Consider the following 25258-nt stretch of genomic DNA (forward strand, 5'->3'; position numbering starts at 1 on the left):
GGCGGCGTCGGCCGGCCCGCTCCGGGTGGGGGTCATGCGGCTTCCGACCCTTCCTCCGGCGGGTTGTGGACAGAGTCCGCGGATTCGGCGCCGGTGAACTCGTCCTGGGGCATGGCGTCCTGGAGGGCGGTCTCGCGGTCCTCGGCCTGGTCCCTGGGGTTGGTGGACAGCGCGCGCAGCAGCTCGTAGGAGGGGGCGTCCCACTGCATGGTGGCCACCCGGTCACGCCGGTCCCTCACGATGCAGTGACCGTGGCGGATGTCGCCGTGCGCGTCCTTGCCGACCCCGTGGATCAGGGCGCGGGTGCTGTCCGACACGGGCAGTCGCAGCAGTTCGGCCATCGCGTCCTGCTGACTGCGAGTGCTCTGCTCGAACGCACAAACCGTCGTAATTGCCTCCAGAACACCGTCCATGCCGAGCAGCGACTTCGGGTCCTGGGTGTCGATCGCCAGAGAGGTGTCGAGGGCCCTTCCCGTACGGGCGATGTAGTCGATGAAGCGCCGGCCGTCGTCGGTGCCCGTCAGGACGTGAACCTCCGGAATCGCCACGACTTTCGGGAGATTTCGCAGGTCAGCGCGGGCGGAGGTGTTCAACGCGTACGCGATCAGGCCGCGCATCAGCGCCAAGGAGACCCGCTCGGTCATCGTCATCTCCCCCGGGCGGGTGCCGGCCTGCGGCATCGTCAGGCCGGGCACCTGGACCAGCCACAGGCCCGGCTCGGGACGCAGCGGCGAGGCCCCGTCGTGCGGGTTTCCCAGCAGAGGCGCACCGAGCTGGGTCTGCGACAGTTCCGAGAGCGCCTCGCCGGCATCGATCGCGAGCGGGTCGCTGCTCGCCTGCAGGTACTCGATCACCCGCCAGGTCGCCGCGTCCTCGTGCTGGGCAACCGCGTTGCAGGCCCGCAGCAGGTGCGTCTCCACACCGGCGTCACGCATCCGCTCCGGCAGGATGATCAGAAGCTGGCTGACGACCTGGAGGGCGGCGTCGCCCTTGGGCAGGAGCCGGAAGACATCGGCCACGGCCGGGGTATCGACACCGCAGGTGACGTGGTGCGAGTCGAGGCCGAGGTACTCGCCGGCCTTCACCAGGCCGCCTTCGTCACCCTTGAAGCCCAGCATCAAACTGAACGCGCCCTTGAGGCCTGCGATCAGCGTCGCCAGCATCATGCTCGTGGTCTTGCCGCGCCCGGACCGGCCGACGAACGCTGTGGTCGTCGCGTCACCCCTCGCGCTGCCGGCGGTGATGTCGATACGGCAGACGCCCGGGGTGGTGCCGGTGAGGAGGCCCGCGATCGGGCCTTCGTCGTCCCCGGCTTCCGAGCCGCCCCAGAACATGCTGGCGGCGAGCGCGTCGGTCGTACGGATGTGGCCGAGGTCCAGCACGCGGAGCATGTCGCCGATCTGCGCCTCCAGCCACAGTTCCCGCTGTTCCTCGGAGGCGACCGTGACGTCGATGGACAGGCCCGCGTAGTGGGCGGTGACCGCGTCGGTGCGGGCGCGGAGGTCGTCGAGGGACTCGGTGGAGGAGACGATGATCCGCGGGTGGTCCTCCAGCAGAGTCATGCCGTCGCGGCTCATCTGCCGGCGCAGGTCCTCCATCACCGCCTCGGTCTCCTCGGTCTCCGCGAAGGTTTCGCCGGCGGATCCTTCGGAGGCGCTGCGGCGCTGTTCCTTGGCGGACTGGCGCTGCTTGTCGACGGACTTGATCGCGGCGCCCTTCTGCCACACCGAGAACCGCACCGACGCCTCCGGGCAGACCAGCGCGTCGTCGCCGGTGACCGGGTGGGTGTAGCTGATCTCGCTGAGGCAGCGCAGCCATTCCTGTTCGCCGGGGGTGATGAGTTCCTCGGGGAAGGCGGGCATCGCCAGCACGCTGACCCAGGCGGCGGTCTCGCCGCGGGCGTCCATCATGCGTACGTGGTCCGCGTGCGGGATGGCCTTGGACTGGGTCAGGCGGACCAGGGAGGCGCCGCTGATGGTGGGCAGGTGCGGCGGGGCAGGCTGCGGACGGAAGCTCTCCCGCGAGACGGCCCAGGCCAGCAGCTCCGCCGGAGCGATCCGCGCACGCCACGGGGTGGCCTCCAGGCGGCGCTCCATCCGCCGGGCCAGGCCGTCCAGGTGGGCGAGTTCGGTCTCGTCGAGACCGGTGTGGCCCACGCCGAGCGCGCCGGTGACGCCGTTCTTGACGGTGGCGTTCGCCGCGGAGTCGCGCTCGACGAGGCGTATGCCGAGCAGGATGTGCCGCTGCGGCAGGTCGAGGGTGTCCAGGCGCTGCGCCCACATCGCGGCGACCGCCTCGACATCCCCGGCGGTGAAAATCTGCCGTGCTTCCTCGCGGTAGTCCTCGCCGTCCAGGCGCGCCCAGATGACCTTGAGGTGGCAGTCGTAGCCCGGCAGGACCTTGGCGAGCGCCAGCGCGGCCGCGTCCTGCTCCATGTCCTGGCGGTCCTCGGGCATGAGGTCCGTGTTGGAGCTGCTCAGCGTGAACCAGGCCTCCGCGGCGACGTCGGTGACCACCAGGCCGTCGGCGATGGCCACCAACTGCGGTTCCTTCATGAGGCGTTCCGCGCCGAGGCCCAGGAGGCGGCCGAACTTGGACGCGGACTTCTTCGCCGCCTTCGTGGTGGTGCTCATCGCTGGGACTCCTTCGTGGTGCGGGCGGCAGGGCGCGGGGCGTGGCTGTGGCGGACGAAGTCGGCGGCGGCGCCTTCGCTGATGCGGGCGGCCTGCACGAGGCGGTGGGAGCCGTCGCGGGTGAGGTGGTGCCACAAGCCGGGGCGAAAGCCGAAGCCGGGAGAACAGGGCTGGTCGGCGAGTCCGGCGCGACGCCAGGTCCGCTTGCTGGGGTCGTGCAGCAGGCGCGTGGAGAACAGGTCCCGCGCCAGCCCGGTGAGCTGTCCGGGCAGGTCAGAGCAGGCGAGGATCACCTGGATCCCGGCCAGCCGGCCGTGGGCCAGGACGGCTGTCAGCGCGTCGAGGGCCATCCCGTTGGGGCGCGGGGAGATCCAGTGGTCCGCCAGGACGGCGGTGGTGTCCTTCTCCACCATCAGCAGGCGCCGCGGACCGGGGCGCCCCGCGGCCGCGCGGCCGCGGGCCTGATGCGCCAGCCCCATCAGATGCCGGTGCATCTGGTCGGGCTCGTCCACGTAGGTGACGCCGTGTTCCAGACCGCGGGCCCAGTCCTGGCTGATCATGCGGACGTCGAGGATGTCCAGCTGCTCACCGCGGGCCAGTGCCTGTACGCCGAGGCTGCGCAGCAGCTGGCTCGCGCCCATCCCGGGAGGGGCGACCACCAGGACGTGGCCGTCCCCGGGGCCGAAGTGCACGCCACGGCCTTGTTCGTCGAGCCCGATCAGGGACAGCTCGCTCGCCTGGGCGGCCTGCTGGCCAGCTCCCTGGGTGAGGTGAACGTCCGCCGGCGGCAGCTGGCTGTCCGGCACAGCCGGGGCCGGCGGACGGGGGCGGCGTCGGGGAAGGAAGTTCATGCCGCCTCACCCGTCTCGATCACACCGCGCGCCAGCGCGCGGGCTTCGGAGTCGCTGAGGTAGAGGGCCTGGAACGCGGTCGTCTTCTGGTCGGCGACGACGTGCATGCGGCCCGGGATGAGGGAGTAGGGCGGGATGGACCACACCTCGGGGGCGATGCGCTGCCACAGGGCAGCGCCGCCGTAGGCGAGGATCCGCGTGGGGAAGACGTCCTTGACGGGTACGGCGCCCAGGCCCGGCAGGCCGACGCGCGGGTTTCCGGCGAAGACCTGGATGCCGAAGGCGGGGCCGGCGGCGAGCAGGACGCCGAGGGCTTCGACACCGGGGGCTTCTTCCATCTGGGTGTCGGGCCGGGTCTGGGACCAGTACTCGCGTAGTCCGTACGCGACGGTGCCCAGGTGCTCGATGACCATGACGCGGCGTCCGCTCCAGCTGCCGTCCCAGTCGCCGGTGCCGTCCTGCAGAGCGGCCACGTTGATCAGCAGGTGGTCGTGGATCTCCGGGATCCGGGAGAGGTAGCGCACTCCGGGCAGGTCGCGGGCCCAGTGGTGGCCGGCGCCGCCCGGGTCGATGAGGTCGACGCTCGCTCCGAGCGCGAGGGCCTGCGCGGTGAGCGTGCGCAGCAGGGTGGTGGTGCCGCCGCCGGCGCCGGTGGCGACCAGGGCGTGTTCGGCGGTGGCGGGCAGGTGGACGGGGCGGTCGCCGTCGGCGAGGCCGAGCAGCGGGGTGCGGGCGGCGTTCAGCGCGGGCAGGGTGTGCGGGTCGGACAGGCGCACCGACTTGCGCAGGGCCTGGATCGGGATGGAGGTCTGGGTGGTCATCAGCTGCTGCCCTTCGGTGCGTGCCGGGCGGCGCTGCGGCGTCGCTTGGCGGTCTTGGTGCGGGCCTTGGCGACGGCGTCGGGGCCGTACATGCGCAGGCGGGGCCGCAGGTGGGCGGGCTTGCCGCAGGATTCGGCGGCGTCCGGGTTGTCGCCGTCGGTGGTGAAGTAAGAGGAGAAGGCCGGCATCTCGGCGAGCTGCGGGGCGCGTTCGGCCAGGCGCTGGGTGCGCAGCCGCAGGCCGACCTTCGGGGCGGGGATGCGGCCGCGGCCGATGACCGGGCGGACCCCGTGGTTGAGGTAGTTCAGCCGCACCCCCCAGAGCAGGAGGTTGGTGCGCCGCCAGTACGTGGTGGAACGTTTCGCCCCGTAGTAGGTGAAGAACAGCGGGGGCAGCAGGAACAGCGGGATCAGCGGCTTGAGGGGGAACCCGAAGAGCAGCAGCCAGGCGCCCCACCACAGCGGGAACATCACCGCGCCGTACTTCAAGGTGGTCCGCGGAAGGCCTTCGCCCAGGTCCAGGCCCAGCAGTTCGTGCTGCCGGGTCTCCAAGTCCCAGTGCCGGGTGTAGGTGTTGGAGGTTCGCATCGCCGCCGCCTCAGCCCGTGCCGGTGAAGACGGTGGCGATCTTGGCGCCGATGAACTTCAGGATCGTGACGGCCTGATTCGGCGTGAAGATCATGACCGCGACGACGCTGCCGCCGACCATGTGTGTGATCAGCGCGCCCCACTCTTTTTTCATCCAGTGCCCGAAGCCGCGGACGGCCAGGACGGCGACGAAGAGGGAGCCGACGACGGCCAAGATCCAGGAAACGAGCGCGTTGTCTCCGCCCATGGGGGATCCACTCCTTGGGTTGGTGGGGATGGGTGTTGAAGGGCCGGCCGAGCGACGGGCCCGCAGCAGCCGCCGCGGTGTAGGGCGAGGCCGCTACGCGGTCTTTGCGGTGACCGCCTCGACCTGCCAGCGGCTCGCGCTGCTGGCCGAGACCTTGGTGAGGGTGATCTGGTAGGTCTGCTGGATCTGGGCGCCGCCGAGCTTCCAGCGCACGGTCGCCGTGCCTAGGCGCTTGTCGCCGCTGCCGGCGTCCACGACCCAGGAGTCGAGGCTGTCGAGCGTCAGCCCGGAGCCGAGCGGCTGGATGTCGGCGCCGGGTGCGGCCGCCTGGTCCTCGCTGCCCGCGGCCCAGGACTTGAGGAAGTCCTTGACCGTGTCGCGGGTCAGCCCGGAGAGCTGGGAGTCGGCCTCGGGGCCGTCCGGCGCCGTGTAGCCGGCGGCGGTCGGCATGCCGACCATTGCGGGCTCGCCGGTGACCACCACCCGGCCGTTCCCCTGGGCAACGGGCACCTCCAGGCCGCGCCAACTCGTCGCGGTCTGCTGCTTGTTGCCGCTGCCGGTCACGGTGCTCACCCGGACGTCGACGCGTACCCGGGCCCGCTTGCCGCCGACTTGGGTGACCGGGCCGGGGATGGTCTGCGCGACCAGCTGGACCCCGGCGCCGTTCCACCCGAGCTTCGGGTCGATCCCCTTGGCGAGGTCCGCCTCGAGCTCCTTCGCGCGGGAGTCGGGATCCTGGGCGTTCCAGTTCATGTACGAGCGGGCGAACCGGGCGGCGACCTGCTGCGCCTCGGCCTCGGGCACGTTGTTCTTCTTCGCCTCGGCCTGCGGGTCCGTCTGCTCGACGGGGGCCGGCGCCTTGGTGGGGAACACCCACGTCCGTACACCGGTGAACGCGGCCAGTCCGATGACCAGCCAGATCGCCACCCGGCCCGCTTTCCGTGCAGCCGAGCGCCCCGAGGACTCCTCCTCTTCCGCCCAGCCGAGCGCGGCCGGCGCCCGGGTCGACGTCCTTCCCTCCCCCGCCTCCGGCAAAGGCGTCTCCACCGAGGCGTCCGCGACAGCGGTGTTTCCTTCATCACCGCCCTTGGGCTCTTTCGGTGGAAGATTCAGCATCTTCCGCAGCGCACTCATCCCGTACTCCTCGGCCAATTCCCAATAACCGACCTCCGCGCATAAGGGCATGGCGGGTCGCCATGCGGCCTCACGCTTTTCGCGGAAAGCTCACACGGGAAACGTAGAAGCGTTGGCCTGTGGATAAGTTCCGGCGATTGCGGCGCCGCCATCCGGGCCGGGGGTGCGGACACAAAGAAAGGGGGCCACGGGAAATCCCGTGGCCCCCTGCGGTGCCTATGCGCCAGGCCGGTCAGTCGTGGCCGGCGCCGCCCTGCTGCTCCTCGTCCTGGTCGTCGTCGGCGGCGTCCTCCGCCTCGTCCACGTCACCCTGGTCGTCCTCCTCGCGCTCGGCGTCCTCGTCGGAATCGTCGGGCTCCTCCTCGTCGGGCCCGTAGTACTCGGCGAGGTCGGCCAGGGCGAACAGCTCCTTGCCGTCGACGACTTGGCCGGCAGGGAAGTTCTTCCGGCGCCGCTTGTGCTGACGCATCAGCTCGGAGCTGACCTCGATCCCGTCTTCGGCCAGCCGGCGGGAGATCTCCGCCAGCGGGAGCAGCTCGACCTCCTCCTCGGGCTCGGCGACGACATCCTGCTCGGCGTCGGCCTCCAGGACCGGCGGCTCGTCCTTGACCATGCTCACCGACGGAAGCTCACCGCTGCCGTCCTGGCCTGCGGGTATGGCCTGCGGATCGGCTTCCTTCGTGAACAGGGGCCTGGACTCCTGCAGCAGGGACGGCAGCCGCTGAGGACTGCGGGCCGGCGGGGCACCGTACAGGTCCTCAGTGCTGTAGCCGCGCTGCGCGCGCAGCTCCATGCTGTGGGTGCGGAAGTCCTCCGGGTCCGCGTACGGGACCTGGATCCAGACCCGCCGGTTGCCCTCGATGATCATCATGCGGCCGGCCCGGTCGACGGACTCCGGCACGGGCGTCGTATTGACGATCATCTTCCACTGATTTGCGTTGAAATTTCCCATAAGGATCATTCGGAACATGTTGCGCAGGCCCCGGGAGCCGACCGCAGCTTCCCGCAGGTCCTGGAACACACCGATGATCGTCACGTTGACGTGCCGGCCCATGCGCATGATGGACGCGATGTCGCCCCAAATGGGGTCGCTGGCAGGCTCGCCCTTTTCCTTGTTCTCGTTCCACCACTCCTTCGACGCATCACCGAATTCATTGCCCTCTTCGAGAATGAGGGTGAGACGGTCGAAGTTCTTCCGCGGGTTGCCCTTCTTCACATAGTTCCGGGCCTCCACCTCACGGGCAGCCCAGGAAATCGCGGACCGCATGTCCCCGATATTCCCCGGGTCGGTGTAGAGATGTACGCCCTCGACGCCTTCGAAGCAGTTGATGGACGCCATCTTCACGTCGATGCCGATAACGGTCGCGCGCTGGCGCACCAGCTGCGTGATGATCATCTGGAGGAACGAGGACTTTCCGCCACCGGAACCCACCGAAAGGGCCCACATTGCGGTTTCTCCGGTCATTTCCTTGATTACCGGGCGCTGGCGTTCGTCGATGCCAAGTACGAGCTGGCCCGGCTCGCACGCAGCGATCGCCTTCTGCACGAGGTCACTGAAGAAGTCGACCGTCTCAGGCGGCTCCAGCTTCGGCTTCGGCTTCTGCGGGGTGAACACCACGTTGAACGGGTGGTTCTTGAGATTCCACTCCCCCGCCCACAGCCCGCCCATTCGGTCCTGGATCAGCTCACGCATCTGCTCCTTGAAGCCACCCGGATCGTGCCAGCCATCAGGCAGGCGGACGGCGACGAACGATCGGTCGATGGGGATGTTGAGAGCGCGCAGCCGCTGGTGATCGTCCCATTCGGAAAGGAGGTCCTTGAGGGCCATGGACATCGGGATCACCAGGGCCCGCATGTGGTGGCGCCGGCCGCGCCCGCGGATCGCCGCGACGACCACGATCGGGACGGCCACGGCCGCGGCGATGATCGACACGCGTATCACGCGGTCGTGGTCCTTGATCCACCACCACATCCACGCGGCCCAGCCGGCCCAGGCCAGAAGCACCAGTCTCAGCAGGGCGATTCCCCACCGCGGCAGGCTGCCCGGTGGTCTCGGCTCACCGTCCAGCGGGGCCCCGCTGACAAACCGCCCGAGGACCATGGCCCCCTGCTCCAGGCCGTCTTCGAGCTGCTTGTCGAACTTAGTCTGCGCCACGGCCCACTTCCCCTTCCACGCTCAGCCCCCTCCAGCTCCCGCGCACACGCGGAAGAACGGTCAAGAGCGAACGTAGGAAGATCAGCCTGTGGACAGAGTCCGCGAACGCGGGGCTCCACGGCCTGTCGAACTGCGAGGAGCAGCTGGTGTGTTCGCGAAGGGTCAGCCACGAGCGAGGGTGGGCCGATGGGCGAGCGTCGAACAGCAGGTGCCGGCCGCATGCCGTCGGCGGGGGTCGACGGGACGCCCGCCTACTGGTCGATGCTGGATCGGGAGGCCGCCCGCTTCGCCGGAAGCCGAGCGGCAAGCGCGCCGGGCGACTGGTCTGATGCGCAGGGCCTGATGATGCGTCTGCGACCGCACTGTGCGGCCAGCCTGCTCGACCTGTGCACGCTGCTGGTTCTGCGCGTCATCGACGCTGCCCCGCCGAGCTCCGTGACGACCAAGGCCGACCGAAGCTGTCGAACCTCATCAGGGGCCAGTCCGATGCCCTCACCACGATCGAGACGTCATCCTCGGCGAACGCGCGGTTGCAGCGAGGGCCCGTGACGGCCAACGATCTGTCCGACGTCGAGCAGCAGGTCGAGCGGATCAACAAACTCGAGACGACGGTGGCCGCAGCCCTTCAGATCCGGGCCGGGCATCCCGAGGCGCGGCGCAACGTCCGCCGAGCCCTGACCGACCGCGGCGAGGGCGTACGCGAAACGACGGCGATCTTCGGCATCCTCAGCGAGATCATGGAAACCATCGGCCGCCGCACCGCTCGCACTGGGGCCTGAGACTCCAGCCCCCCACCGTGTCAGACACGGTTGTCGGTAGTGTCGTCGACGGCGCGCTTCAGGGCCCCGCACCTTCCGGACCGAGCATCCGCAGGGTCGTGATCGCCGGAAGAGGGCTCCGAGAGCGGCGATTCTGACGTTCACCGCGGATGGCGGCACCCGCCGGGCGCAGCTTAGGATCGCCCCTGACGAAGAATCGAACAGATCGAACAGGGGGCAACTGCGGCCCCCGCCGATGGAGTCCACCCGCGTCGGGGTTCCCCTCAACTCGCGGAGCTGGACAGGGACGTGAGTCCGATGATCAGCCCGCCGTAAGCCAGCACCAGCAGCAGGACGACCAGGAGTAGCAGCCAGCCTGTCAGGATGACGACGAGCGCGAGACTACGGTCGCGGCCACCGAGGTGCTAGCCGCGACGCCGGCCGAGATGTCCGGCCGGGATCGCGCCCGCACCGAGCATGCGCATGGCGACGGCGTAGTACTGCCCATGCATGAGCCAGAACAGCGGCGTCGCGAAATTCGCCACCATGAGCCCCACGCCCAGCGCAGCGGATCAGGCGCTGATCAGGGCAGGCGTGTTGCGGGCCTCGACTCCTGACACGGCGGTCGACGGCGTGCGGTTGTTCATCGAGGCCTCTCCCCGTCAGGACCAGATCGCCACCCTACGAGAGGCGAGAGGACGAGGCGGCGAGGCCATCCGCCTTGTGGGTGCGGCCTTGGTGGTCTCTCCTCAGTGGCGCCGACACCGACGGGTGACCTACGAGGCGCCCTTCAGCACCGTGAGGTGCTGGCCCCGCTGCTGCCGCTCCTCCTCGTCCTTCGTGATCCGGTGAGCCTGACCGCGGTTCACTTCCCGGCCATGGGCCGCGAGCCAGTCGACCACGGTAGGTGTGTGCGTGGAGCCGAGCACCCCCATCGCGTACCGGACCGCAGCCGCATTGGACTTCAGCCGTTCGATGGCCGACTCATGCTCGGCGCTCGCCGGGCCTTGAATTTCCCCCTCCCCCAAACTCGGGTCTGCGGACTCCGAGCCCGCCTCCCCCGTAGTCGAGTCACCGCCGAGATCGCTGCCGAGCTCCTCCTCATTCGGCCCGGTCTCGCCACCTGGTGGGGTAGGCAGCAACCCGGACTCGCTGTGACCGCCTTGCTGAACAAGTGGAACTTGGGACCCTGGCGTGATCTGCTCAGTGGAGGGTTCGAGGATCACCGTTCGAAGTGAGCCCTCTCCTTCGGGGCCGGCGTCGGACCTTGCCTCCCGCTCTCCACGCGAGCCTGCATCCGCGGCCGCCTCGCCCTCCGAGTGGAGCACCGACTCGACCGCCGACGAATCCGTCCGCTCAGGCCGTGCCGCATAGGCGAACCCCTCATTCTCATCGTGGTCCCAGCGAGTCCTGGGCACGGCACACTCCTCAAGTTCGTACACGCCCTTCGCGTCCTCTTCTGGTTCACGAGATCGCGGGTGGGTCGAAACCTCAAGCGGTATGCCATAGCGCGCGATCCGTAGCGGGAGGAGTTCCTCAACCGGCGCCTTCCAACGCCAGCCCCGCCCATAGCGCCCTCGCAGTCGGGCCTGGTAGACAAGCCGCTGCTGCTCGGCCTGGATCACATCGTCGTACTTCCGGATCTCCCAAAGCTTCATCCGGCGCCAAAGCCTGAACGTGGGCAGAGGAGCCAGCAGCCACCGCCAGAGACGCACGCCCTCCATGTGCCGGTCCGCCGTGATCGCCGCCAGCCTGCCGACGGCATGCCGGGCCGCCTCGACCGTCACCACGAAGAGGACAGGGATCACGCCGTGCATTCCGACGCCCACCGGGTCCGGCCAAGCCGCCGCCGCGTTGAACCCGATCGTCGCCGCTGTGAGAAGCCACGCGGCCTGCCTCAGCATCGGGAAGGGGATGCGCAACCACGTGAGCAGCAGATCGAGCGCCAGGAGTACCGCGATCCCAGCATCCACGCCAATTGGAAAGACAGTAGCGAAGGCTCCGAAACCCTTGTGGACAGCGAGCTCTCGTACAGCCGCATACGAGCCTGCGAATCCAATCGCTGCAATGAAGACCGCCCCTGTCACGACAACGGCGATGAGTATGCGTTGGGTTCTGTTCAGCCGGACGGCGTCGTCGTCTCTGCTGCGCTCCACTTCCCACTCCCTCTAGATCTGAGTTTGGGTAGCGTGCAGTGGGCGCCCTGTGGACAGAGTCCGCGCCTAGCGAGTGTGCGTTGCAGAACAGGGCCGACTGGGTGAATCCCGCGGCTGCCTGGCCAGGTGCCGCGTGGCGCGGGGAAATACTGAGAGAGGCGGGGGTAGGTTCATAGCCGCGCGATAGGGAGGGCTTTGCGACCCGGATCGCATTCCCCCTTCACGCGCGTCGGCGCCTTCCGGCCTGCGGGTACCCGGGGTACCCGGCACCGCCGAGCTCACCTCAGCACCTTGGCCCGCGCCCACCAGCCGCCGCGGGCCAAGGTGTAGATCAGCACCCGATGGAAGTTCCGCGGGCGCCCGACAGAGCCAAGGCGGGCCGAGTACCCGACTCGGCCGTCGCGTGCCACTCCCATCTGGCACCCGACCAGAGCGCCCGCGGACCCTACACCGACGGGCCCCCATCCCTGCGCCAGCCGTCCGGGTACTCGGCACCGGTCGACAACGTCGGCGGGTACCCGGGGTACCCGACACCGCCGTGCTCTGACTCCCCCCGCCCGGCGGGTACCCGGGGTACCCGGCACCGGTCGACAACGATGGTGGGCACCCGGCAACTTCAGCTCCCGCGGCCCGGCGGGTACCCGGGGTACCCAACACCGCCGAGCTCTGACTCCGCGGGTACCCGGGGTACCCAACACCGCCGAGCTCTCGACTCCCCCGGCCCGGCGGGTACCCGGGGTACCCGACACCCGCCGAGCTCTGACTCCGCGGGTACCCGGGGTACCCAACACCGCCGAGCTATCGACTCCCCCGGCCCGGCGGGTACCCGGGGTACCCAACACCGCCGAGCTCTGACTCCCCCCGCCCGGCGGGTACCCGGGGTACCCGGCACCGGTCGACAACGATGGTGGGCACCCGGCAACTTCAGCTCCCGCGGCCCGGCGGGTACCCGGGGTACCCAACACCGCCGAGCTCTGACTCCGCGGGTACCCGGGGTACCCAACACCGCCGAGCTCTCGACTCCCGCGGCCCGGCGGGTACCCGGGGTACCCAACACCGCCGAGCTCTGACTCCGCGGGTACCCGGGGTACCCAACACCGCCGAGCTCTCGACTCCCCGGCCCGGCGGGTACCCGGGGTACCCAACACCGCCGAGCTCTGACTCCGCGGGTACCCGGGGTACCCAACACCGCCGAGCTCTCGACTCCCCCGGCCCGGCGGGTACCCGGGGTACCCAACACCGCCGAGCTCTGACTCCGCGGGTACCCGGGGTACCCAACACCGCCGAGCTCTCGACTCCCGCGGCCCGGCGGGTACCCGGGGTACCCAACACCGCCGAGCTCTGACTCCGCGGGTACCCGGGGTACCCGGCACCGCCGAGCTATCGACTCCCCCCGGCCCGGCGGGTACCCGGGGTACCCAACACCGCCGTGCTCTGACTCCCCCCGCCCGGCGGGTACCCGGGGTACCCGGCACCGGTCGACAACGATGGTGGGCACCCGGCAACTTCAGCTCCCGCGGCCCGGCGGGTACCCGGGGTACCCAACACCGCCGAGCTCTGACTCCGCGGGTACCCGGGGTACCCAACACCGCCGAGCTCTCGACTCCCCCGGCCCGGCGGGTACCCGGGGTACCCAACACCGCCGAGCTCTGACTCCGCGGGTACCCGGGGTACCCAACACCGCCGAGCTATCGACTCCCCCGGCCCGGCGGGTACCCGGGGTACCCAACACCGCCGAGCTCTGACTCCCCCCGCCCGGCGGGTACCCGGGGTACCCGGCACCGGTCGACAACGATGGTGGGCACCCGGCAACTTCAGCTCCCGCGGCCCGGCGGGTACCCGGGGTACCCGGCACCGCCGAGCTCTGACTCCGCGGGTACCCGGGGTACCCAGCACCGCCGTGCTCTCGACTCCCCCGGCCCGGCGGGTACCCGGGGTTCCCGGCACCGCTCGACAACGCCGGCGGGCACCCGGCAACTTCAGCTTCCCCGGCCCGGCGGGTACCCGGGGTACCCAACACCGCCGAGCTCTCGACTCCCCCCGCCCGGCGGGTACCCGGGGTTCCCGGCACCGCTCGACAACGCCGGCGGGTACCCGGGGTACCCGGCACCGCCGAGCTCTCGACTCCCCCGGCCCGGCGGGTACCCGGGGTTCCCGGCACCGCTCGACAACGCCGGCGGGCACCCGGCAACTTCAGCTTCCCCGGCCCGGCGGGTACCCGGGGTACCCAACACCGCCGAGCTCTCGACTCCCCCCGCCCGGCGGGTACCCGGGGTTCCCGGCACCGCTCGACAACGCCGGCGGGTACCCGGGGTACCCGGCACCGCCGAGCTCTCGACTCCCCCGGCCCGGCGGGTACCCGGGGTTCCCGGCACCGCCGTGTTCCGACTCCGCGGGCACCCGGGGTACCCGGCACCGCTCGACAATCGGGAGAGAACATGACGGTGGCCCGGCGCGCATGCGCCGGGCCACCGTCTCAAGGGTCGTTCAGTTTGCAGCTTCAGCCAGATCGATCCCGAACTCCTCGCAGAGTTCCTGCGCCATCTTCATGAACTCTATGGCGGCCTCACGGGCGCGAGGCTCATCGGTTGCCCGCAGCGAGCGGATGGCTTCCTTGGCCTGGACTGCCTGACGAACGTTGTCTGCGCCTGCCTCCGTAGACCTCGTTGACTGGCCGACCACCTTGGGCTTCTGCTCGACAGGCTCGGCAAAGCCGAGGAACGCGGCAGCCTCGTGGAGGTTCTTCTCCGTGATCTTCTTCCGTGATGCCTCCTCCCACGTCTGCCGAACGGCGTCAGCTCCGAAGGTTTCGAAGACCGGGCAGAGCGGCCGGAGGTGCTTCTCGACGAGCTCCATCGAGGTCACAGACTCGAGTGCCATGACGACTGGTACTGCGCGAATGATCTTGTTGGCGTAGTTCTTGCCGAACCCGAACCGTGCCTTCATCAGCGCATCGAAGTCGGGCAGCCCCACGACCTCCCAGAGCTTCTCCTCCTTGATGGCCAGGAAGTTCTGCCCCTGCACGATGATCTTCTGCTGCTGGACGCGCTGCTCATTGGCGCGAGCTGCCATCTCCGCCTGGGCGATCCCTCGGGCGTAGTGGTTGAGACGCTCCTTGGGGTCCTCGGTGTCAGGGCGTGAGAACGGACGGATCTCGACGTACCCGTTCCGATCACGATCGGCTGGCAGCCGCACCAGGCCATCGCCGTCGTCGCCCGGAAGGAGAAGGTCAGAGTCGGGATCGTCCTCTGCCTCCTGGCTCACCTTCGCAGTCTCCGTCGATGAGGCATTCGCGCCGGCCTCTTCGCTGGCCCCTTCGCTGGCTTCAGCATCTGACGCAGCGAGGTCATCGCCACTTGAGCTTGCGGTGTCGTTGTCGACGTCAGGGGCAGCCACGTCCTGTTCTTGCGTTGCCTTCAGTCGCTCCGCTTCCCACTCCGCTCGAACCTGCTCGCGGGTGCGGACCGCCGGAACTGCCCCGCCTTCCGGCTGACCACTCGTCGACCCCTTGGGGAGGGTAGCGGGACGATACTTGCTCATGCTGCGAGCTCCTTAGCCAGTTTCCGCATCGCCTCAGCTTGCGAACAGTCTGCGGCGTACTGGAACAGTGGGATCTCGTAGTCCGAGGACTCTCGGCCTTCGATGCTGTCCTTCAACTCCGCGAGCACAATGGGGGAGTGGAGGGTGTTCCACTCGTCGTAGAACCCCTTCGTTACGGTGCCCTTCCGGGAGTCGTAGGCGTTGATGATGAACCCAAGCTGGTCCACCTCGATCCGCATGTTCTTGCACGTCGTCTCGATCTGGCCTTTGAGCAGGTTGTACGCGCGGAAGGATGACCGGTCGGACCAGACCGGAATCAGGATTCCCGAGTGGTCGATGAGCTCGCCGGGGCGTCGGTGGACGTAGTCGATCGCGAGCTCCATGCCCAGCCCCAGGTTCGGAGGGCCGTCGAGTACGACCACGTCGTAGTCGTCCTCGACCGGCTCGAGTGCGCGACGCAGGCAGGTGTCGCGGCCGGCGGACATCGTCGCCAGGGCAGCGTCCATCAGGAACGCGTCCTCAAACACCGGCAGTATGTGCAGACGGCCATCGAACATGGGCCCCGGGTTGATCTCGCGGCCCTCCATGGGCACTTCCTCGAGCGCGATGATCGACCGCCGCAGATGCTGTGTCGCCTTGCCGAGCATGTGCTGGAGAAGACTGTCTCCTCCTGTGGGGAGTTCAGCCACCTGGAGGCGTGCGGAGAGGTGACCCTGCGGGTCGTAGTCGACGATCAGGACCTTCAGGCCTAGCTCGGCAAAGGCCTGGGCGAGCGCTGCCGCGATGAACGTCTTGCCCACGCCGCCCTTCTGGTTGCCGACGAGGATCCGCTTGACGGGCTGCCGGACCAACCGATCGACGGGGGAGGGGTGACGGAGAAGCCAGTGCGTGATGGCTTGAGCGATGCCTTGAACCTTCGTCAGGCTCCGCGCCTCACACTCATGCTCGAAGCGCTCGACGCCGCCGGCAGGTACGTAGGAGGCCCAGGACTTCGCGCCCTTGACATCGACCTTCTCGACGTCGGGGTTCTCGTACCAGAGGGTCAGTGCGTTCACGATGGCGTCGGAGACGTTGAGGCCGTGCTCAGCAGCACGGATCTTCAGGTCTCGCCGCATCTCCGGCATGACGTTGGCGATCAGCTTTTCAGTGCCGGATTCGCTGTTGGTGATGGTCATGGTGGGCAACTTATCAGTCACCGACATGTCAGTGCGGTAGGCTGCCCCGTGTTGCCCGAGATGATCATGTTTCCAGCGCGCAGGCTGCGCCAACTGGGGGACCGTCGGCTGCATTAATCAGACATAACGGCCTCGTGGAGCCCTCGAATTCACTCGACTGCTGCCACGCCTCACTCGACCTTGACTGACTAACTTGTCTGCAGGAACGGCCACTCGGCGACCAAAACTGCAGCTGCGACTCCTGTCGACGGTCAACCGCTCCCGCTCGCACAGGCTTGGGGCTCAACTCCACCCTCGTGTAGGCCCATCGCAGGGTAGTTCCAGGCGAATCCAGCCCCCCGCCGACGCGCCCTCCAGGCAGATGCTCAATCGGCGCCTCACAAGACTCAACCCGAAGACTGGCAGCTGCCCGGCAGCCACCTCTCGATCCACCTGGTCCCAGCGGGTACCTGCGGTACCCGCTGGCTGGACGGTCCGTTCTCGGCTGCATCCTGAACCTCGTTTCGATGCGACCGAAGCGCGATTGAACCATCAAATCGCAACCTAAAGATGAGTGGAAGAGTGGCGGTCGAGTTGTCAAAACCACTCTCAAATACGTCGCCCGTTTTAACACTTCAAATAGCAAATTCGACCGCTGAAATGAAGGGAGAAAACACCCTGGAGCGCGTCCGCCACGCCGAGCCAAAACCACAACACCGCAGGTCAGGGAGGGTGTATGGTGACGTTCGCGTAATTAGATTTCGCAAATCTCGAATACCCGAATAGGGTCACGAAACTCGGGGTTGAGCCTGCTGAACCATGGCAGCGCATCCGCGATAGATGATCGCCTATCAAGCTCGTTCTCTACCTGGATTCGACACGCAAGGAGGAGCGGTGGTCAGGCTGACACGTGCTGGACGCAGGTGCGCCGACCGCTGCGAGCCCAAGTGCTCCGACCACAGGGCGCAGCTGATCTCTATCCACAGGCCCAGGCCTGCAGGATGCCCCGAACACGAACAGGCCCGGGATCTGCAGTCCCGGGCCGTTCGCTCTGCGTGGAGGGGGTGTTGGTCAGCCAGATAGCCAGCTGAGTGCCGGTGTCGCCGGGTCCGTCTCTCGTGCTTGCCCTAGCCAGTCGGACCGCGGTGACGGTGTCCCCTTCCCTCCTCGATTATGGAGCAGATCATCGCTGTCCGTACGAGGGCTGGCTCAGTCATGCCGAAAACGGCTGATCGGGCGGCTCGTTCCAAGCGTTCTGGTTCGTCCTGGCGTCGTAGTGCGCGCGCGGGCGAGGTTGTCGAGTTGGCGGGTCCGGTCCCGGAGTCGGGTCCTGGTGATCCGCTGGTGTTGAACCGGGCGATGCGTGCCCGGCTGTATGCCGCGGTGCGGTGCCTCCTGGCGGACAAGTCCCTTGAGGGCGCACCCGATTCAGTGCGCCTCGCGGCGGTGGTGCTGCTGGCGAAGGCGCCTGCGCGCAGTGCCGTACTGCGTCTTCGGGCGGGGGAGATGGGGCGGTGGCTCGGGTTCTCCGAGTCGTACGTCGACCACAAGGTGCTGCCCGCGATGCGCGAGGCCGGCGTGGTTGAGACCGACGCGCTGACCGATGAGTCCGGTCGGGTGACGGGGCTGGAGTGGAAGTTCCTGCCGTTGCTCGCCGCGCGCGAGAGCGGCGATCCGATGCACCCGCTCGCCCTGGTCCGCAAGGACTTGGCGACCCTCCTTCGGTTCTGCGAGGCGCTGTTCGCCCCGGGTTGGGCGCCGATCGACGGTCCGGTGACGCCGCCGGGGCTGCTGGCGGCGCGGCGGGGGAGGGGTGCGGCGACGGACCGGCTCGCTCTGCTGCTCCTGGCGCTGCAGACCCGGCCGGACGGGCGCGTTCGTCTCGTCGGCGGTTCGGTGAAGGAGAGCCGCGGGCGCGCGGATGCCACGGTCGCGAAGGCACTGGGTTGTTCGGTCTCCGGCGGCGGCAAGGTGGTCGATCGCCTGGAGCGTCTCCAGCTGGTCGAGGTGGTGCGCGGGACGACCGAGACGGGCCAGTACGGCAAGGGCCGGCTTGTGGTTCCGGCGGTCGCGTCCGCGTTCGGGCGCGGTGGTGCGCCGCTGGTCGTTGTCGAGGACGTCGTCGAGGAGCCGCAGGAGGCTGCGGCGTGTCCGTCGTGCGCGCACGGTTCGGTCCATGGTGAGGACGGGGCGGCCGGCGAGGTCTTGGTGCTGTCGGGGGAGGGCTGGCAGCAGGAGTCGTTCGACGATGTCGAGCCCGAGGATTTCCAGCGCCCCGCTGCTGCACCCGGAGATCTTGAAGGGGCCTCGGAGCCGGAAGAGCCGCTGACCAGCGGGGAAGAGGCCCCCGGGGCCGAGCCGGAGCCCGGTTTGGTGGAGCGCCCTGCTGGTGCACCCCTCCACGCCGACCACGCGCCTGGGGTTTCTCTCTCTGGTTCTCTCTCGCTCTCTGGTGGGTTTTCCGGCGGAGCCGATCCGGGGTGCGGTGATCTGCCGGAGCGCGCGGGCACCCGCGAGGACGGGCCGGACCACACCTGCGCAGCTGCGGCTGGGCGGGGGCTGGGCGGCCCGCTTCGCGGGGAACAGCAGCAGGAAGCAGATGGTGAGTCGGGTCGGTCGGTCGAGCTTGGCTCGGTGAAGGGCTCGGCGAAGCCGTCGGGGACCCTGGTGTTCGTCAGGCCTGCGGCCTTGCCGGCGGGCCTTGAGTCGGTGCTCGCGCCGGTGCGGGTGGTGTGGGAGCGGATCCTCCGGCCGGCTGCCCGCCGTCATGTCACTGCGGCGGTCCGGGTCCAGCTCGGCGCGCTGCGGGGGATCGTCGGTCCGCAGGACGCCGAACAGGCCCTCGCCGAGCGCCTCGAGCGGCGCCTTGATCAGCAGATGGGCCGGCCGGTCACCGACCCGGTGGGCTGGATCCTGGGCCGCGGCCTGGTCCAGCGGGCGTGGTGCTGGTCGCAGCTGTGCGACGAGGGCCGGCGGATGGACACCGGCGCCGACTGCCCCAGCTGCCAGGTCCTGATCGGTGACCGGCGCGGACTGCGCGCGCGGATCGCCGCGGAGACCGCCCGGGAGCTGGCCGGAGCGGCGCCGCAGGTGCTGCAGGCCGAGATGGAGAAGCGGCTGAACGCCGCGGTGACGTACGAGGCCGCGGCCCAGGCCGTACGCCGGGAGCGGGCGGTTGCCGAGCAGCAGGCCCGCGCCCAGGTCGTCGAGCAGCGCCGGGCCGAGTACGCGGCGGCCGAGCGGGAGCGCCTTGCCCGCCCGTGCGACGACTGCGGGATCCCGGACGCGGCCGGCCGGTGCCTGCTGTGCACCGAACGCCGGGCCGTGGATCGGGCGTTGGCCGAGGCGGTCGACTTCGCGGTCATGGCCCGTGCCGACCTCGCCGACCAGGGCGCGGTCGCCGAAGCCACGAAGCGGTGCACGGCGGACACCCGGGCGCTGCTGGAGCAGCACTTGGACCGGCTGCGCGCCGACGGCGCCGACGAGGGCGGGCTGCTGCTCGCCGCGCGGGAGACGGCCGACAAGATCCGCGACCGGCGCCGCGAGAGCCTGAACGTCCGGCTGATGCGCTCGACGGAGGCCGAGGCGGAGGCGGACAAGGCGTACGACGCCAAGATGCGCGCCGCGCATCGGTTCCCGAACCGGGAGATGGCCGAGGCTGCCGCCGAGCGTGTGGCGGACGAGGCCCTGCTGCGGGCGGTGGAGTTCTTGTTCGCCGACCGGGCCCGGCAGTTGCGGATCGCCCGGGGCGAGCAGCCGGCCCGGCCCGTGGCGACGGATTGGTCGAGCCGCTGCGCCGAGCTCGCCGACCAGGAGCTCCCCGAGGACCCCGCCGAGCGCTCCGGTTCCCGGGTGCTGGAGGCGGTGAGCGCGGCATGAACCCCACCGTCACCGTGGCTGCGCCGCCGCGCGGCGCACGATCCGCACCACCAGGTTCTCCTCACGCCGGACGAGTGCGCCGGGATGTGGTGTCCCCCCTGCGACCTGGGGAGACGTCATGAGCAGCAGGACGCTTTCCCGGGCCCGGCGCGGGCAAGCGGGGCCGGTGTGGGAGCGGCGCCAGCTCAGCCGCCGATCCCAGCACCTGCTGCTGGAGGGTGACGTCGAGGGCCGCTACGCCGGACACAACGACGCGGAGTCCGGCTACCGGCTCACCGCCGCCTTGGCGCTGGCCTGTTCACAGCCGGGCCGGGAATGGACACCCGCCGACTTCCACCACGCCCTCATCTACACCCCGACCCCGGGCGGCTGGTGGGCGCGCAAGCTCCGCGAGCGCAAGGGCGTGCAGTACGCCGAGAACAAGCTCACCGCGATGCTGGAGAACGCCCGCGCTTTCGCCGGCACCCGAGGGACGATCACCGGCCGTCCGGACGCCCTGGAGAACATCGCCGAGATCCGGTACGCCGTCGAATCCCTCGCCTGGCCGACCCGGGGCGGGGGAGCGGTCGACCACAAGAACCTCGCCGCCCGCCTCAGCCGGTGCGACCGCGCCGGCGGTGCCGACCACACGATCGCGGTTCGGCCGCTCGCCGAGGCGATGGGGTGTGCGAAGTCGACCGCCGAGAAGAGCAACGAACGCCTGGAGAAGGCCGGCTGGCTCATCAAGGAGGAGGTGGGCTCGGGCAAGAACCACGGCACCCGATGGCGGCTGAAGATCCCCGACCCCGTCCGCGCGCACCTCGCGTGTGCAGAGTCGGGACAGATCCTGACCCCCCACCCACCACTGCAGCTGGAAACTGTCCCGGACCCGCACACTTTCACCGACACCGCCGCGCTCGCCGAGGTCATGGCCCACGACGCCTTCCACCACTACGGCCACGGCACCAGCGGCGCCCGCCTGTTGGCCTGCCTCGACGTCACCGAAGGACTCAGTCCCGCCCAGCTGCAGCAGGCCACCACCCTGCACCGCACCACCGTCGCCCGCCGCCTCGACAAGCTCGTCGCCGACGGCCTCGCCCACGAGCGCGAGGGCCTGTACTACCTGAGCCCCGACCTCGCCGGCCCCGTACGCCTGCACCCCGACGACGAGGTCCTCACCCAGGCCGCCGAGCAGCAGGGAACCACGGGCAGAGGAGAGCGCCGGCGAGAGCGGCACGCCCGTGAACGCGCCAACTACCAGCGGTGGAAGGCCGAGCGCACCCGGCGCCGCCACCCCGAACGACCGCGCCCGGTCCTCGTGCCCGAGGGCGTCGTCGACCCCGAGACCGGCGAACTCCTCGACGAACGATGGCGCGGCTGGGACACCTCCGACCCCACCCGCCCCGTCTGGCTCGCGCCCGGCGCCATCCCCCGCCCCAACCAGACCACTCCACCCGCGCAGGCAGCATGAACCAACCCGCCGGTCCGTGGCGAAGAGGCAACGTGCAACAGCCCCAACACCCTTCATCAGAGCCCCAGTTGACCCGAGACTGGTCCCATGACCAGCGATCTCATGGGCTCCCGGTCCCCGCATGCCCTCATTCAGACCGTGATCATCAGCTACGGCGACGGACACCACGACGCGCCCCGAGGCGACGCACTCCGGGTGGATACCCGTCCGCTGCGCAACCCGCCCGAGGACCCGGCCGTACGCGCCCGGATGCTCCACTCCACCGGCCTGGATCCCGAGGTACGCGCCTACGTGCTCAGCTCGCCCGGTGCCGAGCGCCTGATCGAGCGCAGCACCCGGCGCGCGCTCACGCTCCTCGGGCAGTCGACGGACGGCCGCCGCGTCGACCTGCACGTTCTGTGCGGTGGCGGCCGCCACCGGTCCGTCGCAGTCGCCGAGGAGGTGGCCGATCGCCTTCGCACCGCCGGCTACGGCGTGGAGACCGAACACCCCCACATCACCCGGCCGATCCTGCCTGCCGTGACATGGCCATCGCTGATCACCGAGCACGAACTGGCCGCACTCTGGCTCCTCGCGCGCGGCCTGCACCACACGGAGATCGCCAAGAAGCTCAAGGTGCGCCCGGAGACCGCAGGCCGACTCCTGCACGGTGCGCAGGGCCGGCTACGAGCGCGCACCCTCGCTCACGCGGTCGCGCGCGGCTATGAGACCGGCATCATCCAACCCGCGCCCCTGCAACTCGCCGATCACCTCCGCCTCAACGCAGCGCACCGGGAAGGGGAGCACCACCACATCACCCGCCCCGACTTCGACTCCTAGCGCCCCGCGCCGGCCAGCTCGCCCGTCAGCCAGCCGCGAGCCCTCGGCGTCCCGCTCGTCGTCACCGCCGGCACAAGCCCGGTGGAGCGGGACACCCGCCCCGGTCCGCAGGTTCGGCCGCCGGGCGGCTCCTGATCCCGAAGATCCCGCCCGTCGCGCCCGGACGTGCGGCACAATCGCTCCCTGGGCGCAGCGCCCGGGGCAGGCACGATGCACGGGCGGGGCGATGGAGGACGTACGGGAGCTGCTGGCCGAGTACGGCCAGGCCCACAGCGACGAACTGTCGGAGCAGGACCGCTACCGGCTCCTGGTCGAGGTGGTGGCGTCCCTGATCCGGCGCACCGACCCCGATGCGACGGTTGCCCACCGCTCGACCGATGAGCCGGCCGTGTTCTTCGAGCTCGCCGGACGCGACTACGCGATCACCGTGACGACCGCGTCGGGCGACGATGCTGCCGAGGCGGCTCGCGCCGCGGTGCAAGCCCGCGAACGGGACCTCGGGCAGGGGGTGCGATGGGTCCTGGTATGCGCAAGGGCTGCGGGCCAGGAGGTGGACGAGACGGTGCGCGCCGTCCTGCGGAGCCAGGGCGTCTTCCTCGACCGTGACCACCTCGAGGCTGCCGTCTGCGACCTTGCCCAGCTCGCGACCCTGATCCGCGCGGCCTTCCGCCCGCCGCGCTCGCCGCACACCCTGCTGCACGAGCTCTTGCTGCAAGAACCCCAGGAGCCTGCCCCGGCCCTGTCGTTGGCGGCCCGCCCGTACGGGGCGGCGAGCCTCCCGTCCCGTACGCCGGCAGGCATCGACCTCTCCGTGGTCCTGGCCGGCGAGGCCTGGCCGCTGCGGCCGACCGGGCTGGCCTGGGAGTCCGCCGAGCACGCGCTGATCACCACCGAGGCCGGCCTTGCGGACGTGGACCTGCAGCGGGGCGGGACCCGGTGGCGGCTGCCCCTTCCTGGCGTGCACGGCGCCGCGGCGGTGCTGCCGGACGGATCGGTGTGGGTGCTGTGCGGGCCGGCGGTGGTGATGTGGCGCGACGGCGTGCTGCGGGCGGCGGGCGGCGGATTCGAGGCGAACGCCAGCCTGTTGCTCGGCCCAGAGTCGAGCGTGTGGGTCCTGTCCGGATCCGGAGCGACGCTCGGCACGGGGACCGGCTCGACCCTGGCGCTCACGCGGCTCGGTGAGGAGGTGGGCGACCAGCAGCGGTACTCCATCGACTTCGACGCGGCGGTCCGCTCGGCCGGCTGGCTCGGCGAGCGGCGCTTCCTCCTCGCCGCCGGCGGACACAGTGCCGTCGTCGACCTCGCCGTCAGCACCAGCGCCGGGGGACACGAGGACTGGATGCTGACCCCGGTGTCCTACCCCGGACATCTGGCACGCAGCGGCGCCGACGCCGTCCTGGTGGCCGGGCGGTCCGGCTCGGGCGTCGGCGTGGAACTGCACACCCTCGACGCGACCGCCCGCACCAGCGACGCGGTCGCCGAGCTGCAACTCGGCGACGTACTCGGTCTCGTCCAAAGCCCAGCCGGCGGACCCGCCTACCTGCTGGGGTCGCTGCCGACGAACGACGTCACCGCCGTCCACCCCGTGCTGGTGAAGATCACCGGCCATGTACCTGCCGCCTCACCAGCGGCCGAAGAACCCGCGCCGCCGGCCGCCGACCCCTACAGCGAGGTGCGCCGCCAGGCCCGCGGCATCAAGAAGGACTACGCCCTGGAGAAGTTCCCGCTGCCGGACGGCAAGGGCGGCATGGGCATCGTCCACGAGGCCGTGCACAAGGAGACGGGAGCCGTCGTCGCCTTCAAGAAGCCCCGCTCGCTGCGCGAGAACCTGACCGCGAGGATGCTCCGCGAAATCGAGGTGGCGCAAAAGCTCGGCAGCAACCGCCACGTCATGCCGGTCCTCGACTCCAGCCCCCGGGCCGAGTGGTTCGTCATGCCGATGGCCCAGAGCACCGCCGAACGCCTCCAGCCCGAACTGCAGCACGACCAAACCGCACTGCGGGCCCTGGTGGACGCGGTCGCGTCCGCCCTGACCGACGCCCACCGCCTGGACTACCTGCACCGCGACATCAAGCCCGCCAACATCCTCCTCCTCGACGGGCGCTGGGTCCTCGGCGACTGGGGCATCGTGCGCCGCCCCCGCGGGCAGACGACCAACCCCAGGCGCACCGGCACCGCGATCGGGACCGCCGAGTTCGGCGCCCCCGAACTGTCCGTCGATCCTCACAACGCCACGCCCGCCAGCGACATCTACAGCCTGGGCAAGGTCATCGGGTGGCTGCTCACCGGCCTTCCCCCGGAGCCGAACGTGCCGCTGCTGCCGCCTGGGCCCTGGCGAGGCGTCGTACGGCACTGCACCTACCGCGATCCGCGGCAGCGCCCGCAGACGATCGCCGACTTCCTCGACCTGGTCGAGCGGGAGACCGCACCGCAGATCGACCTGCCCGTCGCGCGGGCCCAACAACTCCTGACCGCCGCCCAGGAGGGAGATACCGACGCCGCCCGCCGGCTGCTGACACTGGCCGCCGACCACGGCAGCGACTACGAGCTCTACCTGGACGTCCTGCCCGGCCTGGAGATGGACACGGCCGCACCACTCCTGCTGGCCCACCCCGAGCAGGCCCGCACCCTGGTGGAGGCGATGACCGGGCACGTCCGCGGCGACGGCACCGGCTGGCCGCACTGGAACGAATCCAAGCGAGCCATCGCCTGGCTGCGCGGCGTCGCCCGCCACGCAGCCCGAGAAGAACAGTGGGACCTGCTGGAAGAGGCCGCCCGCGGCATGTGCACCTGGGACGAGGCATCGAACGAGTTCGACCAGCAGATCGCGACCCGGGACTGGCTGCGCCACCTTCGCGGCCAGGCAGCCAGGATCCTCGCCGGCGTACTGCGCGACCACCCCGGCAGCGCACGCTTCTACTACGAACTCGCAGGCGAGCGCGCCGTGGACATGGCCATCCGCAACGCCGTCAACCACGCGACCAGCAACTGACGCTCCCGGCTGCGAGCACCTCGACACACCCGCCGCAACGAGCAGCGTCCCGCCCCGCCTCGCGACCGGGTGCCCTCCGGCC

Annotated in this window: 16 protein-coding genes; 5 read left to right on the plus strand and 11 right to left on the minus strand. The window is 70.0% G+C overall.

Going from position 1 to position 25258, the window contains the following annotated elements; all coding sequences use genetic code 11:
* Positions 1-32: 32 nt before the first annotated feature.
* The 7 genes from OG883_RS43835 to OG883_RS43865 all read right to left on the minus strand — a co-directional run bounded on the left by OG883_RS43835 (position 33) and on the right by OG883_RS43865 (position 8428).
* The gene (locus OG883_RS43835; RefSeq protein ID WP_266554018.1) at positions 33-2633 is read right to left on the minus strand and encodes an ATP-binding protein; all 2601 of its coding nucleotides are present in this window, start codon (positions 2631-2633) and stop codon (positions 33-35) included.
* On the minus strand, positions 2630-3484 hold the full coding sequence (locus OG883_RS43840) for a hypothetical protein (protein WP_266554020.1): 855 nt from the start codon (positions 3482-3484) through the stop codon (positions 2630-2632). Before OG883_RS43840 ends, OG883_RS43835 begins: the two co-directional genes overlap by 4 nt.
* Complete coding sequence (locus OG883_RS43845; RefSeq protein ID WP_266554022.1) at positions 3481-4305, minus strand: cell division protein FtsK; 825 nt, start codon at positions 4303-4305, stop codon at positions 3481-3483. Before OG883_RS43845 ends, OG883_RS43840 begins: the two co-directional genes overlap by 4 nt.
* Complete coding sequence (locus OG883_RS43850) at positions 4305-4892, minus strand: hypothetical protein (RefSeq protein ID WP_266554024.1); 588 nt, start codon at positions 4890-4892, stop codon at positions 4305-4307. Before OG883_RS43850 ends, OG883_RS43845 begins: the two co-directional genes overlap by 1 nt.
* Positions 4893-4902: 10 nt before the next feature.
* Positions 4903-5139 carry a hypothetical protein gene (locus tag OG883_RS43855; RefSeq protein ID WP_266554026.1) on the minus strand — a complete coding sequence of 79 codons (237 nt, stop codon included), beginning with the start codon at positions 5137-5139 and terminating at the stop codon, positions 4903-4905.
* 93 nt (positions 5140-5232) lie between these two features.
* Positions 5233-6273, minus strand: coding sequence for a conjugal transfer protein (locus tag OG883_RS43860; protein WP_266554028.1), 1041 nt, complete (start codon positions 6271-6273; stop codon positions 5233-5235).
* Between the two features lie 232 nt (positions 6274-6505).
* Positions 6506-8428, minus strand: coding sequence for a hypothetical protein (locus tag OG883_RS43865; RefSeq protein ID WP_266554030.1), 1923 nt, complete (start codon positions 8426-8428; stop codon positions 6506-6508).
* 545 nt (positions 8429-8973) lie between these two features.
* Between OG883_RS43865 and OG883_RS43870 the strand changes: the two genes are divergently transcribed.
* A complete protein-coding gene (locus OG883_RS43870) occupies positions 8974-9207 on the plus strand; it encodes a hypothetical protein (RefSeq protein ID WP_266554032.1) in 234 nt (77 codons plus the stop codon).
* 404 nt (positions 9208-9611) lie between these two features.
* Here OG883_RS43870 and OG883_RS43875 read toward each other — a convergent pair whose 3' ends face one another.
* From OG883_RS43875 to OG883_RS43890, 4 genes are all read right to left on the minus strand, one after another.
* A complete protein-coding gene (locus OG883_RS43875; protein WP_266554034.1) occupies positions 9612-9734 on the minus strand; it encodes a hypothetical protein in 123 nt (40 codons plus the stop codon).
* A gap of 228 nt (positions 9735-9962) precedes the next feature.
* On the minus strand, positions 9963-11342 hold the full coding sequence (locus OG883_RS43880; RefSeq protein ID WP_266554036.1) for a DUF2637 domain-containing protein: 1380 nt from the start codon (positions 11340-11342) through the stop codon (positions 9963-9965).
* 2487 nt (positions 11343-13829) lie between these two features.
* Positions 13830-14882, minus strand: coding sequence for a hypothetical protein (locus OG883_RS43885; protein ID WP_266554038.1), 1053 nt, complete (start codon positions 14880-14882; stop codon positions 13830-13832).
* Positions 14879-16150 carry a ParA family protein gene (locus tag OG883_RS43890; RefSeq protein ID WP_266554040.1) on the minus strand — a complete coding sequence of 424 codons (1272 nt, stop codon included), beginning with the start codon at positions 16148-16150 and terminating at the stop codon, positions 14879-14881. The genes OG883_RS43885 and OG883_RS43890 overlap by 4 nt, the downstream gene beginning before the upstream one ends.
* A gap of 1245 nt (positions 16151-17395) precedes the next feature.
* Between OG883_RS43890 and OG883_RS43895 the strand changes: the two genes are divergently transcribed.
* From OG883_RS43895 to OG883_RS43910, 4 genes are all read left to right on the plus strand, one after another.
* Positions 17396-19915: a hypothetical protein gene (locus OG883_RS43895; RefSeq protein WP_266554042.1), complete on the plus strand. Its 2520-nt coding sequence runs from the start codon at positions 17396-17398 to the stop codon at positions 19913-19915.
* A 118-nt stretch (positions 19916-20033) separates the two neighbouring features.
* A complete protein-coding gene (locus tag OG883_RS43900) occupies positions 20034-21365 on the plus strand; it encodes a hypothetical protein (RefSeq protein ID WP_266554044.1) in 1332 nt (443 codons plus the stop codon).
* An 87-nt stretch (positions 21366-21452) separates the two neighbouring features.
* Positions 21453-22184, plus strand: a complete 732-nt coding sequence (locus OG883_RS43905) for an RNase adapter RapZ (protein ID WP_266554046.1) — start codon at positions 21453-21455, stop codon at positions 22182-22184.
* Positions 22185-22410: 226 nt separating this feature from the next.
* Positions 22411-25176, plus strand: coding sequence for a serine/threonine-protein kinase (locus OG883_RS43910; RefSeq protein WP_266554048.1), 2766 nt, complete (start codon positions 22411-22413; stop codon positions 25174-25176).
* Positions 25177-25258 lie beyond the last annotated feature (82 nt).

Origin of the sequence: Streptomyces sp. NBC_01142, assembly GCF_026341125.1 — a bacterium.
Lineage (GTDB): Bacteria > Actinomycetota > Actinomycetes > Streptomycetales > Streptomycetaceae > Streptomyces.